The sequence below is a fragment of the Glaciimonas soli genome (assembly GCF_009497155.1).
GTDB classification, from domain to species: domain Bacteria; phylum Pseudomonadota; class Gammaproteobacteria; order Burkholderiales; family Burkholderiaceae_D; genus Glaciimonas; species Glaciimonas soli.
The window spans coordinates 131,716-147,593 of sequence record NZ_WINI01000006.1 but is presented as its reverse complement, the minus strand read 5'-3'; the positions used below and the strand labels follow the sequence as shown (position 1 = coordinate 147,593).

The 15,878-nt window shown below is 49.6% G+C and carries 15 protein-coding genes; 13 read left to right on the top strand and 2 right to left on the bottom strand.

Translation table 11 applies throughout. From position 1 onward, the window contains the following. Positions 1-76 precede the first annotated feature (76 nt). The 8 genes from mpl (at position 77) to corA (ending at position 8,564) form a co-directional block, all read left to right on the top strand. Positions 77-1,498: a UDP-N-acetylmuramate:L-alanyl-gamma-D-glutamyl-meso-diaminopimelate ligase gene (mpl, locus tag GEV47_RS11830; RefSeq protein WP_153234975.1), complete on the top strand. Its 1,422-nt coding sequence runs from the start codon at positions 77-79 to the stop codon at positions 1,496-1,498. Then, positions 1,498-2,082, top strand: a complete 585-nt coding sequence (locus GEV47_RS11825) for a YqiA/YcfP family alpha/beta fold hydrolase (RefSeq protein ID WP_153234974.1) — start codon at positions 1,498-1,500, stop codon at positions 2,080-2,082. Before mpl ends, GEV47_RS11825 begins: the two co-directional genes overlap by 1 nt. After that, a complete protein-coding gene (locus GEV47_RS11820; protein WP_153234973.1) occupies positions 2,082-2,693 on the top strand; it encodes a chorismate--pyruvate lyase family protein in 612 nt (203 codons plus the stop codon). The genes GEV47_RS11825 and GEV47_RS11820 overlap by 1 nt, the downstream gene beginning before the upstream one ends. A gap of 37 nt (positions 2,694-2,730) precedes the next feature. Further along, entirely contained in the window at positions 2,731-4,827 is a 2,097-nt protein-coding gene (locus GEV47_RS11815; RefSeq protein ID WP_153234972.1) for a ribonuclease catalytic domain-containing protein, read from the top strand. 79 nt (positions 4,828-4,906) lie between these two features. After that, positions 4,907-5,803 (top strand): energy transducer TonB family protein, encoded by an 897-nt coding sequence (locus GEV47_RS11810; RefSeq protein WP_322741621.1) that lies wholly within the window; start codon positions 4,907-4,909, stop codon positions 5,801-5,803. Positions 5,804-5,820: 17 nt separating this feature from the next. Beyond that, on the top strand, positions 5,821-6,645 hold the full coding sequence (gene aroE, locus GEV47_RS11805; protein ID WP_153234971.1) for a shikimate dehydrogenase: 825 nt from the start codon (positions 5,821-5,823) through the stop codon (positions 6,643-6,645). A gap of 151 nt (positions 6,646-6,796) precedes the next feature. After that, positions 6,797-7,492, top strand: coding sequence for a monofunctional biosynthetic peptidoglycan transglycosylase (mtgA, locus tag GEV47_RS11800; protein ID WP_153234970.1), 696 nt, complete (start codon positions 6,797-6,799; stop codon positions 7,490-7,492). A gap of 106 nt (positions 7,493-7,598) precedes the next feature. Next, positions 7,599-8,564, top strand: a complete 966-nt coding sequence (corA, locus tag GEV47_RS11795; protein ID WP_153234969.1) for a magnesium/cobalt transporter CorA — start codon at positions 7,599-7,601, stop codon at positions 8,562-8,564. Positions 8,565-8,638: 74 nt separating this feature from the next. On the opposite strand, the gene hemL is transcribed toward corA, so the two are convergent. Both hemL and thiD read right to left on the bottom strand, forming a co-directional pair. Beyond that, a complete protein-coding gene (hemL, locus tag GEV47_RS11790; protein ID WP_153234968.1) occupies positions 8,639-9,931 on the bottom strand; it encodes a glutamate-1-semialdehyde 2,1-aminomutase in 1,293 nt (430 codons plus the stop codon). Positions 9,932-10,013: 82 nt separating this feature from the next. Next, positions 10,014-10,886, bottom strand: a complete 873-nt coding sequence (gene thiD / locus GEV47_RS11785) for a bifunctional hydroxymethylpyrimidine kinase/phosphomethylpyrimidine kinase (protein ID WP_322741620.1) — start codon at positions 10,884-10,886, stop codon at positions 10,014-10,016. Between the two features lie 98 nt (positions 10,887-10,984). On the opposite strand from thiD, the gene GEV47_RS11780 reads away from it, so the two are divergent. The 5 genes from GEV47_RS11780 (at position 10,985) to GEV47_RS11760 (ending at position 15,735) form a co-directional block, all read left to right on the top strand. After that, on the top strand, positions 10,985-11,137 hold the full coding sequence (locus tag GEV47_RS11780; protein ID WP_153235065.1) for a rubredoxin: 153 nt from the start codon (positions 10,985-10,987) through the stop codon (positions 11,135-11,137). Positions 11,138-11,422: 285 nt separating this feature from the next. Continuing rightward, complete coding sequence (locus GEV47_RS11775; protein ID WP_228124681.1) at positions 11,423-11,905, top strand: response regulator; 483 nt, start codon at positions 11,423-11,425, stop codon at positions 11,903-11,905. Positions 11,906-12,009: 104 nt separating this feature from the next. Further along, the gene (locus tag GEV47_RS11770) at positions 12,010-12,381 is read left to right on the top strand and encodes a response regulator transcription factor (RefSeq protein ID WP_153234967.1); all 372 of its coding nucleotides are present in this window, start codon (positions 12,010-12,012) and stop codon (positions 12,379-12,381) included. Positions 12,382-12,435: 54 nt separating this feature from the next. Then, positions 12,436-13,047 carry a chemotaxis protein CheW gene (locus tag GEV47_RS11765; protein ID WP_322741619.1) on the top strand — a complete coding sequence of 204 codons (612 nt, stop codon included), beginning with the start codon at positions 12,436-12,438 and terminating at the stop codon, positions 13,045-13,047. A 441-nt stretch (positions 13,048-13,488) separates the two neighbouring features. Continuing rightward, on the top strand, positions 13,489-15,735 hold the full coding sequence (locus GEV47_RS11760; RefSeq protein WP_153235063.1) for a methyl-accepting chemotaxis protein: 2,247 nt from the start codon (positions 13,489-13,491) through the stop codon (positions 15,733-15,735). Positions 15,736-15,878 lie beyond the last annotated feature (143 nt).

Genomic DNA, 15,878 nt, shown 5'->3' with positions numbered 1-15,878 from the left:
CATCAGATATCACGTTCATGTTCGTTGCTCAGGTAAAATCTAGGATTCTATTTTTAACGAATATTGGCACTCTAGTATGCACATTCATATTCTCGGCATTTGCGGCACCTTTATGGGTGGCGTGGCGGTATTAGCAAAACAGGCTGGTCATAAAGTAACCGGCTGCGACGCAAACGTTTATCCGCCGATGAGTACGCAGCTTGAAGCGCAAGGGATAGAGTTAATCCAAGGCTTTGGTGCAGCACAGACTGAGTTACAGCCAGACCTGTATGTGATCGGGAATGTCATCGTACGCGGTAATCCGCTGATGGAAGAGATTCTCAATCGCGGTTTGCCTTATATCTCTGGTCCGCAATGGATAGGCGAGCATATTCTGCGTGATAAATGGGTATTGGCGGTAGCGGGTACTCACGGCAAGACGACAACCTCGGCCATGCTGGCATGGATACTGGAAGACGCTGGTTACAATCCAGGGTTTCTGATCGGCGGTGTGCCTATGAATTTCGCGATCTCCGCAAGATTGACTGATGCGCCATTTTTTGTCATTGAGGCAGACGAATACGACACGGCATTTTTCGATAAGCGCAGCAAATTCGTGCATTACCACGCAAAAACCGCAATCCTCAACAATCTTGAGTACGATCACGCTGACATCTTCCCTGATCTTGCCGCGATAGAAACCCAATTCCATCATTTAGTGCGTACCGTGCCTGGCGTCGGCTGTCTGGTGGTGAATGCGCGCGAACCGGCATTAGAACGCGTGATGTCGCGTGGGTGCTGGAGTGAGCAAGTAATGTTTGGCGTCGAAAATGGCACCGAGAAGGGCGCAGTAGATTGGAGCGCTGGCTGGTCCATGATGACGCATGATAATGGTGATTTTGATATCAATCTGGATGGCGTCAAACAAGGAACCGTGCATTGGGATTTAACCGGCGAGCATAATCGCATGAACGCATTGGCCGCCATTGCTGCGGCACGCCATGTCGGCATCGTGCCAGCGCAAGCAGTTGCAGCGCTGGCAAAATTTGAAAACGTCAAACGCCGTATGGAATTGCGCGGCACGGTACAGCAAATTGCGGTCTATGACGACTTTGCCCACCACCCGACGGCGATTGCGACGACGGTAGAGGGATTGCGCAAGAAAGTCGGAAAAGGCGGCAGGATTCTGGCTGTGTTAGAGCCGCGCTCCAACACTATGAAATTGGGCGCCATGAAAGATGCCTTGCCGGGCAGTTTGACGGACGCTGATCTGATATTCGGTTACGGCGTCAAAGGTACTGGCAAAGCGGCACTCGGTTGGGATTTGGCACAGGCTTTGGCGCCATTGGGCGACAAAGCCTGTGCTTACGATGATTTAGATCAGTTGGTGGCGGCAGTGGTGCACGCAGCGCGACCGGGTGATCACGTGCTGGTAATGAGTAATGGCGGTTTTGGTGGCGTGCATCAAAAGATTCTTGATGCGTTAGCGGCCGTGCTTGTCACTTCGGACCAAGTCTGATGATTTTGTACCTGCACGGCTTCCGTTCTTCGCCGTTGTCCTTTAAAGCGCGCTTGTTGGGTGAACGCATGCAGTCTGTGGGGTTGGCTCACGACTATGTCTGCCCACAACTACCCGCTTCTCCGAAGGAAGCAATTGCATTGGCAGAAGGATTAATCGCAGAGCGCGCTCCGACCGATCTGACCATCGTTGGCTCTTCTCTGGGCGGATTTTACGCAACCTGGCTGGCAGAACGATATGGTTGTCGTGCGGTGTTATTGAATCCCGCTGTGAAACCGCCGCGTGATCTGGAAAAATATATCGGCATTCATCATCACTATCACTCCGATCTGCCATTTGAATTCAAGCGTGAATACATCGCAGAACTGCAGGCGTTGACAATAAAACATATTACGCGGCCGCCTCGTTATTTTTTAATTGCCGCCACCGGCGATGAAGTCCTCGACTGGCGCGAAATGGTCGCGCATTACCGGCACGCCAAGCAATTGATTATTGACGGCAGTGATCATGGGATCAGCGAGTTTGCAGCTTATGCGGATTCGGTGTTGGCGTTTGCTGGAATCAGCCTGGGGGCTGGAAAGTAATGCCACGTTCACACGCTTATGCGCATTGGCACGATCATGCCAACGGTGTGCGGCCAACGGCGTTGATGCGTGATTGGCTGACTGATCGTGCATCACTGACCTATAAATTAATGGCGCATTGTGAACAATTCCGGGTTCAGCGTTTGCATCAGAGACACGCATTCTGTCTGGCTGATGAATATGCGGCGATAGCTTTGCCATCCCGTGTACGAGTGCAAGAGCGTGAAGTCGTGCTGCGTTGTGATGATGAAGCGATGGTATTCGGTCATACCGTTTTATCGTTGGCATCAACGACGACCGAGTGGCCATTTTTTAGCACATTGGGCGAGCGCTCTTTAGGAACCACTTTATTCCATGATCCGCTGGTGCGGCGCGGTCAGATGCAATACGCACGGTTATATAGCAATCATCCACTGGTGCGGCGCATGGTTGCGGCTGTTGGCGTGAGAGAATCTGGCAATGAATCTGGCAATGAGTCTGGCAATGTGCTTGACAATAAGCGCGCAACATCATGGCTGGCGCGACGTTCGACCTTTCATCGCAAAGGTGGCGTGATGTTGGTCACAGAAGTTTTTTTTCCGGCGATAGTTGCGTTACGTCGGCAGCCTTAAGTATTAGAAATTCGTCTTGTAAAGTTTTGAACAAACAATGAATCTATTTTTTGAAGAGTCCGGCGACTTTAAAGCAGGTACGGTTTTGTCGCAGCAAGGCGAGGCCTATCAGGTCGAACTGCCGACGGGCAAGCGCAGCAAAATCAAATCCAAAGACGTGCTGTTGCAATACAGCGCGCCGACGCCGCATCAATTATTGGAAGACGCGCAAAAAATAGCGCAAGATGTTGACGTTGATTTTCTGTGGGAAGTGGCGGGACAGGAAGAGTTTGGTTTTGCAGAATTGGGCGCAGAATATTTTGGCCATGCACCACAACCAGCCGAAGCGGCAGGATTGCTGATGCGTTTGCATAGTTCGCCGATTTATTTTTATAAAAAAGGTCGCGGTCGTTATAAAGCTGCGCCGGAAGCATCGCTGAAAGCGGCACAGGCAGGTATCGAAAAGAAGCAGCAGCAGGCCGTGATTCAAGCACAGTATGTAGAGCAACTGAAGGCAAATCAATTGCCCGAGGTGATGCAGCCATCCGTACTGCATTTACTTTTCAAACCAGATAAAAATAGCATTGAATATAAAGCGTTGGATGCAGCATGTAATGAATTGCAAACCACGCCGCAACGTTTGATGCTGGCGGTCGGTGGTATCGCGTCACCGAAAGAACTGCATTTCTCTAAATTCCGTTATGAATTTTTCCCGAAAGGTGTGGGCTTCCCGGCGATCACCGTTCCAAGCGTGGCCGCGTTGCCAGTGGCGGATGTCAAAGCGTTTTCTATCGATGATGTGACCACGACTGAAATTGACGACGCCTTATCGGTCGTCACGCTTGCCGATGGCAATGTCCGTATCGGTATTCATATCGCCGCGCCGGGTTTGGGCATAAAGCGTGACGATGCGATTGATGCGATTGCGCGTCATCGCATGTCAACCGTGTATATGCCGGGCGACAAAATTACCATGTTGCCGGATGAATTGGTTGCCGCTTTTTCGCTGGATGAAGGTAAAAACTGTCCGGCTCTATCGTTGTATGCGACGCTTAATCCCGCCGATTGGACTCTGATCAGCACTGAAACCAAAGTCGAAGCCGTACCGATTTCTGCCAACTTGCGCCACAACACTTTGGACGCATTGGTGACAGAGGCAACCTTGGCCAGTGGTGAAGGTGATTATCCGCATAAAGCCGATATCGCCGTGTTGTGGCAATGGGTACAAGTGCTGGAGCAAGTCCGGATGGCCAAGCGCGAAAGTTTCGGGTTGCGACCAGAGCAAAACAATCGCGTCGATTTCAATTTTTACGTGACCGATGATGTGGTCACTATAGACCGCCGTAAACGTGGTGCGCCACTCGATAAAATCGTCGCTGAACTGATGATTTTCGCCAATAGCACTTGGGGCAAATTCATGGCGGATCACGGCGTGCCAGGTATTTATCGCGCACAAGGCGGTGGAAGCGGTGGCTGGGCTGCGAAAATGCAAGTGCGCATGGTCACGCACGCTGCGCCGCATCAAGGATTGGGCGTCGATCAATATGCCTGGAGCACTTCACCGTTGCGACGCTACACCGACTTGGTGAATCAATGGCAGATTCTGGCATGCGCTGAAAAAGGTATAGCAGCGCCATTGGTGGCGCCGTTCAAACCACGTGATGCGGATCTGTTTGCGATTGTTTCTGCTTTCGATGCGGCTTATTCCGGCTATGGCGATTTTCAGTCGAATATGGAGCGCTATTGGTGTTTGCGTTGGTTGGGACAGGAACAAAAAGAAGGCCGCGCAAAACAAGTCGAAGCGGTCGTGTTGAAAGACGAAATTTTGCGTCTGGTCGATATTCCTTTAGTCATCAAATTGCCAGGTATGCCTGCTGTTGCGCGTGGCGCCCAAGTTAAACTTGATATCCTCCGCTGGGATGAAGTTGATCTGAGTATAGAAGTGCGTTTGCTAGAAGTGTTGACGCCACCGGCCTCCGATCAGCTTGAAGAGCAAGAAGATGATGCGCTTGCAGATGAGCTGGAGTCGGAAGAACTCGACGCTGCGATGGATATGCCGCATGAGTCGCTGGAAATACCGTTGGAAGTGCCGGTTGATGAAACGGCAGAAGAAAATGAAGAAGCCGAAAATGGCACCCCAGTCTCAGGGGCATAAAAAGCGTAGGGCACTGATAAAGGGTTTGTTGTGCCCATTTTGATATATTTTTTAGCTATCCTTTTAACCATCTACTAGCGTGAAATCACTTCCTGAAAATCGCATTTTAGTGGGCGCCATTGGCATTTCGGTATTGGCGCATGCTGTTCTACTCGCCGTGCACTTTGGTGCGCCAGACGCCTTTAAATTCAAGCCAACCGATCCGTCGCTGGAAGTCATTTTGGTCAATGCCAAGCATGATACCAAACCGGTGAAAGCAGAGGCCTTGGCGCAGGTGAATCTGGATGGCGGCGGCAATGCCGATGCCGGGCGTGCCAAGTCACCGTTGCCGGATATGCATTTATCGGAAGATGGTGACAGTCTCAATACGACCAAACGCCGGATCGTCGAACTGGAACAGCAACAGCAGAAAATGTTGGCGCAAATGCAAAGGAAAACGGCCTTTTCCGTATCAGAGCCAACGCCGCAAGATAAGCAGGTAGATAAAACTCAGCAAGATGACGGCACCGATAATTTGGCGGATGCCAAAGCTTTGCGCCGCAAAGAAGCTGAAATTGCCAAGAGTATCGAGGACTACAACAAACGGCCTAAAAAGACGCAAATTACCCCGAGCACGAGCGCAAGAGGATACGCGATGTATTACCGCGCATTTGCCGATAAAGTAGAGCGTATGGGGACATTGAATTTCCCGAAGAAAAATGGCAATGCACTACATGGGAAATTAGTTGTCTCGGTACCGATTTATCAGGATGGCTCGCTGTATCAAAAAGACGGCGGCGTTCAGGTTGAGATTAGTTCTAAAGTGCCGGGCCTGGATGCGGAGGCGGTGCGTATCATCGAGAGAGCCGCACCGTTTGGTCGCTTCCCGCAAAATATGCGATCAACTGGCAAAGATGATGTATGGGAAGTGATCATGACAATGACATTTTCTCATGAGGGACAACTGACGACAGAGTTGCGCGCAGTTGATAACTAAGATGAGTAAGAATAATTATGCCTGATCTATACGCCGTCATTGGCAACCCAATCGCTCATAGCAAATCACCAGAAATCCATGCACGCTTCGCGCAGGAAGCAGGGCAAGTGATGCAATACACGCGTTTGTTGGCGCCATTGGATAGTTTCGCAACGACGGTTCAAAAATTTATTGAGGAAGGCGCAAAAGGGGCGAACGTCACGGTTCCTTTTAAGCTAGACGCATATGCTTTGGCGACTATTCTCACCGATCGCGCGGAAGCTGCCGGTGCGGTGAATACGCTCAAGTTCGATGGTGACACTATTTTGGGTGACAACACCGATGGCATCGGTTTGGTCACTGATATTGTGCGCAACGCGGGTGTCGGTTTGACGGGAAAACGCATCTTGTTATTAGGTGCCGGCGGTGCGGCGCGTGGTGCGTTATTACCTTTGTTGCAGACCCAACCGTCGCAGCTGGTGCTAGCGAACCGAACGCTCGCCAAGGCTGAAGACTTGGCACAACAAATCGCACTAAATTTCCCCAATGAAGCGCGCATAACTACTTGTGAATTTGCCGACTTGCAGGATCAGTTTGATATCGTCATTAATGCGACTTCAGCCAGTTTGCAAGCCGATGTGCCGCCGATTCCGCCGCATGTTTTTGGCGTATCGACACTGGCTTATGACATGATGTACGGCCAACAGCCAACGGTTTTCATGCAGTTTGCCAGCGCCCATGGCGCCAGCGTCCGGGATGGATTGGGCATGTTGGTGGAGCAGGCGGCGGAAGCTTTTTTTGTGTGGCGTGGTGTGCGGCCGCAGACGGCTGACGTATATGCGGCATTACGCGCACAGTTGTGAGTCATTCTAAATAAGCAATTTGAAGATTATCGTCGTCCCCGCGAACGCGGGGATCCAAGTTGCGTAACATAAATTCCCGCGTTCACGGGAATGACGAGGTCGCTTTCTCTCTATTGCGCAAGACCCATGTAAATATTTTTGGAAATAAAACATGAAACCAGTTAGCAAATTACTGCTGAAAATAGTGTTGTTTGCGGTGATCGCTATTCTGGCTTTGCAGCTATATTTTTTTGCGCGGGTTTGGTGGTTAGTTGATCATAATCCTGGTTCGACCAGCATGATGAGCCAGCAATTATCGGCGCTAAGAGAAACCAATCCCAATGCGCAATTGCAATTCACCTGGGTACCTTATAACCGTATTTCTCCCAATCTGAAACGCGCCATCATCGCTTCGGAAGATGCCAATTTTACTGAGCACGATGGCGTCGATTGGAGTGCGGTCGAACAAGCCTACGAGAAGAATGAAAAGAAGGGCAAGGTGGTGCGTGGCGGCTCGACCATCACACAGCAGTTGGCAAAAAATTTATTCTTGTCGGGCGAACGTAGTTATATACGAAAAGGCCAGGAGTTCATCATCACGTATATGTTGGAATTCTGGATGGATAAAGAGCGAATTTACGAAATTTATCTGAATGTGGTTGAATGGGGCAATGGTGTTTTTGGTGCGGAAGCCGCGGCCCGTCATTATTACGGGACCTCTGCTGCCAATTTGAGCGCAAGCCAGGCCGCACGGATGGCGGTAATGCTGCCTAATCCACGGTTCTACGATAAAAATCGTGGCTCAGCTTATCTGGCCAGACGCACAGGATTGATTTTGCGACGCATGGGTTCGGCAGACTTACCTTAACGATTTATTGGTCAATATTTCTTGTGATGATTGCGCTTGCTGGCTCTATTAGTTAAAAGTACACTTGCGCGAATTTCGACTCAGTCTTTTGTCCCAGCGAGGTCACATGATTAACGTATTCGTATTGCAAAATGGCCGTCTCAATCAGGTCAATATCGAGAGCAGGCAGGACCTTGAGCAAGCTGCGCCAGTCTGGGTTGATCTGACAGATCCCACCAGTGAAGAGCGCACCTGGGTTAAACAGGCATACGGCGTTTCCATGCCGGGTGAGCATGATGTCAAAGACATTGAAGCTTCAGCACGGTATTACGAAGAAGAAAACGGCGATTTGCATTTGCATACCGATTTCCTGTTTGAGCAAGATGACGGTCAATCGTCCACCATCACTGTCGCTTTTATTTTGGCACGCGATATCCTGTTTTCCGTACATAGCGAAGATTTACCGGTGTTCCGTCTGGTGCGCATGCGCGCCCGTTCTCGTCCAGGCTCTATTGGCGATTACAAAGATGTACTGCTCGACTTATACCAAACAGATGCGGAATATTCGGCGGATGCATTGGAAGGTGTTTACAGTGATTTGGAAGAGGTCAGCAGCAGCGTGCTGAAAAAGCAAATCACTGATCAGGAGGCTGCTGCTGCACTGAACGCGATAGCGCATCAAGAAGATTTAAACGGACGCATCCGGCGTAACATGATGGATACCCGCCGTGCTGTCAGTTATTTGATGCGCGGTCGTTTGCTCAACCCCGAGCAGTTTGAAGATGCAAGGCAGATTCTGCGCGACATTGAGTCGCTCGACGGTCACACCGCATTTTTGTTCGATAAAATCAATTTCTTGATGGATGCCTCGATCGGGTTTATTAATTTAAATCAAAGCAAGATCATTAAAATTTTCTCAGTTGCCTCGGTCGCGTTCTTGCCACCAACCTTGATCGCCAGTATCTACGGTATGAATTTTGAGATATTGCCAGAACTTAAATGGACCTATGGTTACCCTTTCTCGATCTTGTTGATGATCGCATCAGCAGTGGCGCCATTTTGGTATTTCAAACGACGTGGCTGGTTCAATTAACATGCTACGCACGTAAAAAATGGCGAGGAGATTAATCTCCTCGCCATTTTTATTCCGATGATACTTTCAACTCATTATTTCAACTGAGCAAACGCGCCACGCGCCGCTTCAACCGTAGCCGCAATTACCGCATCATCATGCTGCGCCGACACAAAGCCCGCCTCAAATGCGGACGGCGCCAGATAAACGCCTGCATCTAGCATCGCATGGAAGAATTTGTTGAAACGGTCTTTATTGGTCGTCATCATTTCAGCATACGTGCCCGGCACTTGTTTGGCGAAATACAAGCCGAACATACCGCCGACGGCATCAGCGCAGAACTCAATACCGGCATCTTTTGCCGCAGCAGTTAAGCCTTGCGTGAGTTTCAAAGTTTGTGTGCTGAGGGCGTCATAGAAGCCGGGAGCCTGGATCAATTTCAGGGTTGTCATGCCAGCTGCCACCGCGACGGGATTGCCGGACAAAGTGCCTGCTTGATATACACCGCCCAATGGCGCCATGTGTTTCATCAAATCTGCGCGACCACCAAAGGCAGCCACTGGCAAACCGCCGCCGATGACTTTTCCTAAGGCAGTGATATCCGGCTGAATGTTGTACAAAGCTTGCGCACCGCCAAGCGCGACGCGGAAGCCACACATCACTTCATCAAAAATTAATACGGCACCATATTTTGTACACAGCGAGCGCATTGCTTGTAAAAATTCCGGTGTGGCGCGTATCAAATTCATGTTGCCGGCAACTGGCTCAACAATCACACAAGCGATCTGATCGCCTATGTTCTTGAATGCTTCCTCCAGTTGTTCGACGTTGTTGTAGTCAAGTACCAAAGTGTGTTTAACAAAATCTTCCGGCACACCAGATGAAGTCGGATTGCCGAAAGTGAGTAAGCCACTGCCGGCTTTAACCAACAGCGAATCTGCATGACCGTGATAACAGCCTTCAAATTTGACGATCTTGTCGCGGCCGGTCGCACCACGCGCCAATCGCAAGGCGCTCATGGTGGCTTCGGTGCCGCTGGAAACTAAACGTACTTGTTCAATTGACGGCACCAGCTTGCAGATTTCTTCCGCAATCAGAATTTCACCTTCGGTTGGCGCGCCAAAACTGAGGCCGCGTGCAGCAGCATCTTGCACGGCTTTGATTACAGTCGGATGGGCATGACCGACGATGGCCGGACCCCATGAGCCGATATAATCAATATAGCGTTGATCGTCGGCATCCCAGAAATAAGGACCTTCGGCACGCGTGATAAAGCGCGGCGTACCGCCGACAGAGCGGAAAGCGCGTACTGGCGAATTGACGCCGCCGGGTGTAGTCAATTGAGCGCGGGCGAAGAGGGTGTCGTTGTTCGATGTTGTAGAAGTCATGGTGATGTTTGTCGTATCAGAAAATTGGAAAATTGGATGCTTTTCTTATCTTCCCCATGCTGGCGAGGGAAGATGGGCTTGGTTAAGGTGATGTTTCGTCACCATCATCAACTGCATCAGGATTGCCAGGATTATCTTCGCGTGCCCAGAAAAAACGATCTGGCACTAGCTTTCCCATCCCTATCCGCTGCGCTGCAGTGACTGCTGCCAAGGTGAATTCTTGTGCTTCTGTGACGGCTTCCGGCACGTCTAAACCGTTGGCGAGCATGGCAGCGGTAGCGGCAGAAAGTGTGGTGCCGGCACCGATGAATGCGCCCGATACGCGTTGCCAGCTATCTTGTCGCACGATTCCGGTATCGTTAAATAATATATTGCTGACCGTTCCTGCATTGCTCGGGGTACCGGTGACGAACAGAAATTCGCAACCCAGCCCGATGATGTGCATGGCGTCAACGGCGCACATGTCTTCGGTTGACGGTTCGCGCCATGTTTCCGCAAGTCGCGATAATTCAACCGCCGATACAAACATGACGGTGGTTTGTGGAATCAATAATTCACGGATAGCGGTAAGTAAATCTTCGCTGTCTTGACCTTGATCTGGCATCATCGTCAAAAACGGATCCAGAATCAAAGGCATTTCTGGATAATCAGAAACGATTTCGGCAATGACAGAAACGCTTTCGATCGAGCCAACGGCACCGACTTTGAAAGCAGAAATTTGCATGTCTTCCAGCAGCACACGGGCTTGATCGGCAACCCAATCGGCGTCGATTTCCTGGGTATCTTCGATTCGCGCGGTGTCGCCAATCAAAATGGAAGTGATGGCAGAAAGACCATGACAGCCCATTGCTGCAAATGTGGCAAGATCGGCCTGAATACCAGAGGCACCAACTGGATCTGCAACACCGAAGGTTAATATCAACGGAGAAATAGTGGGAGAAGTTTGGTTTTGCACGGTGAGTAGATTAAGATAGCTGACTTTGCATTTTACTTGATTGAAGGATAGTCGCCGTGAGCAATACCGAAACTAATAAGCCTGAATACAAATCCTGGATGTGTTTGATTTGCGGCTGGATCTACGATGAAGAGGCTGGCTTGCCAGAGGAAGGCATCGCTCCGGGAACCTTATGGGCCGACGTGCCGATGAACTGGACATGTCCGGAATGCGGCGCTCGCAAGGAAGATTTTGAAATGGTGGCGATTTAGTTTTTACCAACATTTCGCCGGATTTCTAATGAAAAGGCAGATAAGCACCCAATCGGGTGCTTATCTGCCTTTTTGTTTTTATACAACGTTCATGTTGTGTAATACACCAATGTGATGCCGTACGGTTAACAATAATTGCAAAAAAAACCATGAAATGCGTTTCAAAATGCGTGATTTCATAAAAAACACACATCATTCAATGACTTTGAGAAATGTTGTTTTAAAGAATCACAATCTTTGTTACAGTGATGCCGTAAATTTAAATTTGGTTTGAAAGCACATCAAATGACGGCACTTGAGCAAAGCAGTGAGCACAGCAACTTAAAAGTGATGGTGATTGACGATAGCAGTACGATTCGGCGCTCAGCAGAAATCTTTTTGAGTCAGGCAGGCTACCAGGTGGTGCTTGCGGAGGACGGCTTTGATGCGCTTGCAAAAGTGCATGATCATAAGCCGGCCCTGATCTTTTGCGATATTTTGATGCCTAGGCTAGATGGATATCAAACCTGCGCTTTGATCAAAAAAAGCGCCAAATTCCATGACACCCCCGTGATTATGCTGTCTTCCAAGGACGGATTATTTGATCGCGCGCGCGGGGCGATGGTCGGCTCTAGTGAATACCTTACCAAGCCTTTTACTAAAGACAGTCTGCTCAAGACGGTGCGCCAATATACACAGCAGGCTCATAGCACTGCTGCAGCTGTTTCTGTAGCGCAGATCAAGCCAGTTGCCGAAGCGATGTCTGAACTCGCGTTGGCCGCGCGGTAAATTTTTGAAGTATTTGATGTAATTCGCAATAACGTAGCCGTAATAAAGTGAACGTACTTAGGCAAACGTAGTAACGCAAAATTAAAAGTAAAGGTTGGATCAACATGGCAATACAAAAAGTACTCATCGTCGACGACTCCGCTACAGAGCGGTATTTTTTGACCGATATTTTGGCAAAACAGGGATATTCGGTATCGACTTCCGAAAGCGCAGAAGGCGTTCTGGAAAAAATCAAGGCTGACAAGCCCGATTTGATTTTGATGGATGTCGTGATGCCAGGACAAAATGGCTTCCAGGCCACGCGCTCGATTACCAAAGATCCAGAACTGCAAGGCATTCCCATCATTATGTGCACCAGCAAAGGTCTGGAAACGGATCGTATCTGGGGTATGCGTCAAGGGGCAAAGGATTACTTGGTGAAGCCAATTAATCCACAAGAATTACTGGCAAAGATCGCAGCGTTGAGCGCGGCCTGATTCTCATAATCGTACAACCATAGCTCCCGCATACACTTCCATACTATCGAAATTATGAGCCAATCAAACTCGGATCTGCGCGCGCAGATACCCGCGCTGCAACCTGTGCAAGATGTAAATGCAAGCAGGAATAATGCAAGCCGGGACATGGAGCAGCGCCGTACCCGCTTGCGCGAGTTTCAGGCACATTTTCTGGAGCGTATGCAGGCAGCGCGTAGTGGCGTCGCGACACATCAAAATCATTTAGGTTTTTTGATTGGGCAAACACGCTGGCTATTGGATTTGCAAGAAGCGGGTGAAATTGTCGCAATTGATCGCATCACGAAAGTGCCGTTGGCGCAAGACTGGTATCTTGGTTTGACCAATATCCGCGGTTCTTTAATCAGCGTAGTGGACTTTGCGCGCTTTCAAGGCGAACCATTAACATCGATAGACAAAGACAGTCGCATCGTCGCTTTTTCTTCCCGTCTGCAATTTAACAGTGCTTTGTTAGTCAAGCGCGTGCTGGGTTTGCGTAATCTCGAACAGATGCAACTGCAGACTCCGTCGGACGAGCTGAGCGACGACGGCAGCAAACGTTATCTCGATAGTGATGGTCAATTGTGGACTGAATTGAAGTTGGCGCAGTTGATACAGGACCCGCGTTTTTTGCAGGTGGGATTGTAGGTGTGGTGAGTTGTAAACAGCAATAAAAGCAAATAAAAGCCAGTTGGTTGGTATCCACGTTGACGCTCACCAGCGGCGACATCGAATGTGTAATGAGGAGATTTTGTAATGGCGTTCAAATTACCGTCACTGTTCAAGGCAGCTAAAGAAGAACAGGTAGAAGGTGGCGAGTTTTTCGGTCACGATTCTGGGCACGATCATCAAGACTTTGCGGCGTATGCTGCCGCAGCAGAAGCCAATCAGCATGCGAATCCGCAGAACGGTGATGAGCATGCCTTGTCAAATACAGTTTGGATTGAATCGGCTGGCGCGACAGAAATGGATGCATCATCATTCGATTCTGCCTCGACTATTTTCGATCCCTTCCCAGAAGAGATTCCGACAACATTAACCGCTGCGTCCTATGTGCCGACAACTCCTGCGCCAGCAGCGTCAGCTTTTATGGAAAAGGTAGCGCCAGCATCAAGCGCAACCGTTGATACTTCCACCTATCATGACACTGAGACCGCGCAAGCAGCTGCCCCAGTTGCGGCGCCTGTCGCACCAAAAGCCGAAGCAACGGCGGGTGCAATGGGAGCACTGGCATCTGCATATCAAGATAAGCCACTACCGCTGATTGGCAAGTTGCCGCAACAGCAGCAAGTGCGAATCTTGTTGATGACGTTGGTGGGAGCATTGATCTTGACGGTGTTTTTCCTGGTGCTCAATACCAGAGATGCAACCTTAAGTTCAATCCACACGCAAATTGCCGATGATGCGCTGATGCACTCGCAGCGTATAGGTAAAGCAACTCCGAATGCGATTCAAGGTAATCCAGAAGCGTTTAAGCAGTTGACAGATAGTCGCAATGAATTCAATAAAGACATTGCAGTCTTGACCAAAGGCGGTATTTTTAAAGGTCGTGCAATTGCGGCATCAAGTTCAAGCATGCAACCGGTTTTGGCCGAGGTGCAAAAAACCTGGTCCAATACCGACAAAGCTGCAGACACGATTTTGAAGCAGCAAAAAGAATTGACCGGTTTTGGTGTGACACTGCAAAAACTGAATGATTTGTCACCGACATTGTTAGATTTGTCAGAGCAAATTTCGACCATCAAAATGCAAGGTGGTGCAACTCCTCATGAAATTTCCGCAGCATCACAACTGGTCATGTTGACGCAACGTTTAGGACGTAGCGCCAATGAATTTTTGACCTCCGAAGGTGTGAATCCAGAAACAGCTTTCTTGCTCGGGAAAGATACGAATACTTTCCGCGACATCATCAATGGCTTTTTGAATGGTAGTGATATCTTGCGTTTGCCAGCAAGTAAAAATGAAGATGAGCGCGCGATCTTAACTGCACTGGCAAAATCTTTTGGCGAGTACCAGGTATCGGTCGCTGCGGTATTGGGCAACATGCAAAATTTCGTGTCCGCGAAACAGTCCGAACAATTGATCTTTACCGAAAACGAATCGTTGAAACAACAATTGACGGCGTTGCAGGATAAATACCGCGCTTCGGAAGATTCAGTGAGTTTGCCATTTATCTTGATGCTGTTATCTGCGTTAGTAGCATTGTTGGCTGCAGCAAGTATTGCATGGGTACAGTTGCAAGAAGGTCGTCGCCGTACGCAAGAAGCGGATTTACGTCGTCAGGCTGCCGATGATCAACGTTTGCAAGCGATTCAACACGAGATTAATGCGACAAATACGAACAACCAGAATCAGGCCGCGATTTTGCGTTTGATGAATGAACTGCAAGAAGTTGCGGATGGTGACTTGACTATGCAAGCGACGGTGTCGGAAGACATTACCGGTGCGATTGCCGACTCGGTTAACTATACGGTTGAAGAATTGCGCGGCTTGGTTGGTCGCGTAACTGCCACTGCACAGCAAGTGACGACAGCATCGGATCAGGCGCAAAGTATTTCGATCGAACTGTTGGCGGCATCGCAGCGACAGTCACGCGATATTCAGGAAACTACCAACGCAGTTCTGGACATGGCGACGCAGATTACCGATGTATCAAAATCGGCGAGTGAGTCTGCTGACGTTGCGCGTCAGTCGGTTACGGCGGCAGAAGGTGGTGCCAAGGCCGTGGAAAATGCGATCGCCGGTATGAACGAAATTCGCGATCAGATTCAAGAAACGTCCAAGCGTATTAAACGCTTGGGTGAGTCGTCACAAGAGATTGGTGAAATTACTGAACTGATTTCCGACATTACCGAACAGACCAACGTATTGGCGTTGAATGCGGCGATTCAAGCGGCGTCTGCCGGTGAAGCGGGACGCGGCTTCTCGGTGGTTGCGGAAGAGGTGCAGCGCCTGGCGGAACGTTCCGGTGCTGCGACCAAACAGATTGGTGCGTTGGTGCGGACGATTCAAACAGATACGCACGATGCCGTTGTGGCGATGGAAAAATCCACGGCGGGTGTGGTTGAGGGAGCGAAATTGTCTGATGCCGCTGGTGCTTCCTTGTCTGAGATTCGTAGCGTTTCGAACCGACTGGCGGAATTGATTCAAAGTATTTCCAGCGCCACGGAACAGCAAGCAACATCAGCAAACGGGGTTGCTACTAACATTCAAAACATTCTTGCCGTAACGGATAAAACACGAGAAGGTACGCGTCAAACTGCGTTGTCGATTCGTGAATTGTCGAAACTGGCAGAAGATTTGAAGAGTTCAGTATCGCGTTTCCGTACGAGCTGATTACTCTGATTCCCCTCTCAGACAAGCGAGAGAGGGGTTGGGGGAGAGGGAGTGTTCAGACATTTTCAATGATGCATTCCATCTCGCCTGATCTTTCTCCTATATGTGAGAGAGAAGAGAAAACATATCATTAATAATAGTAA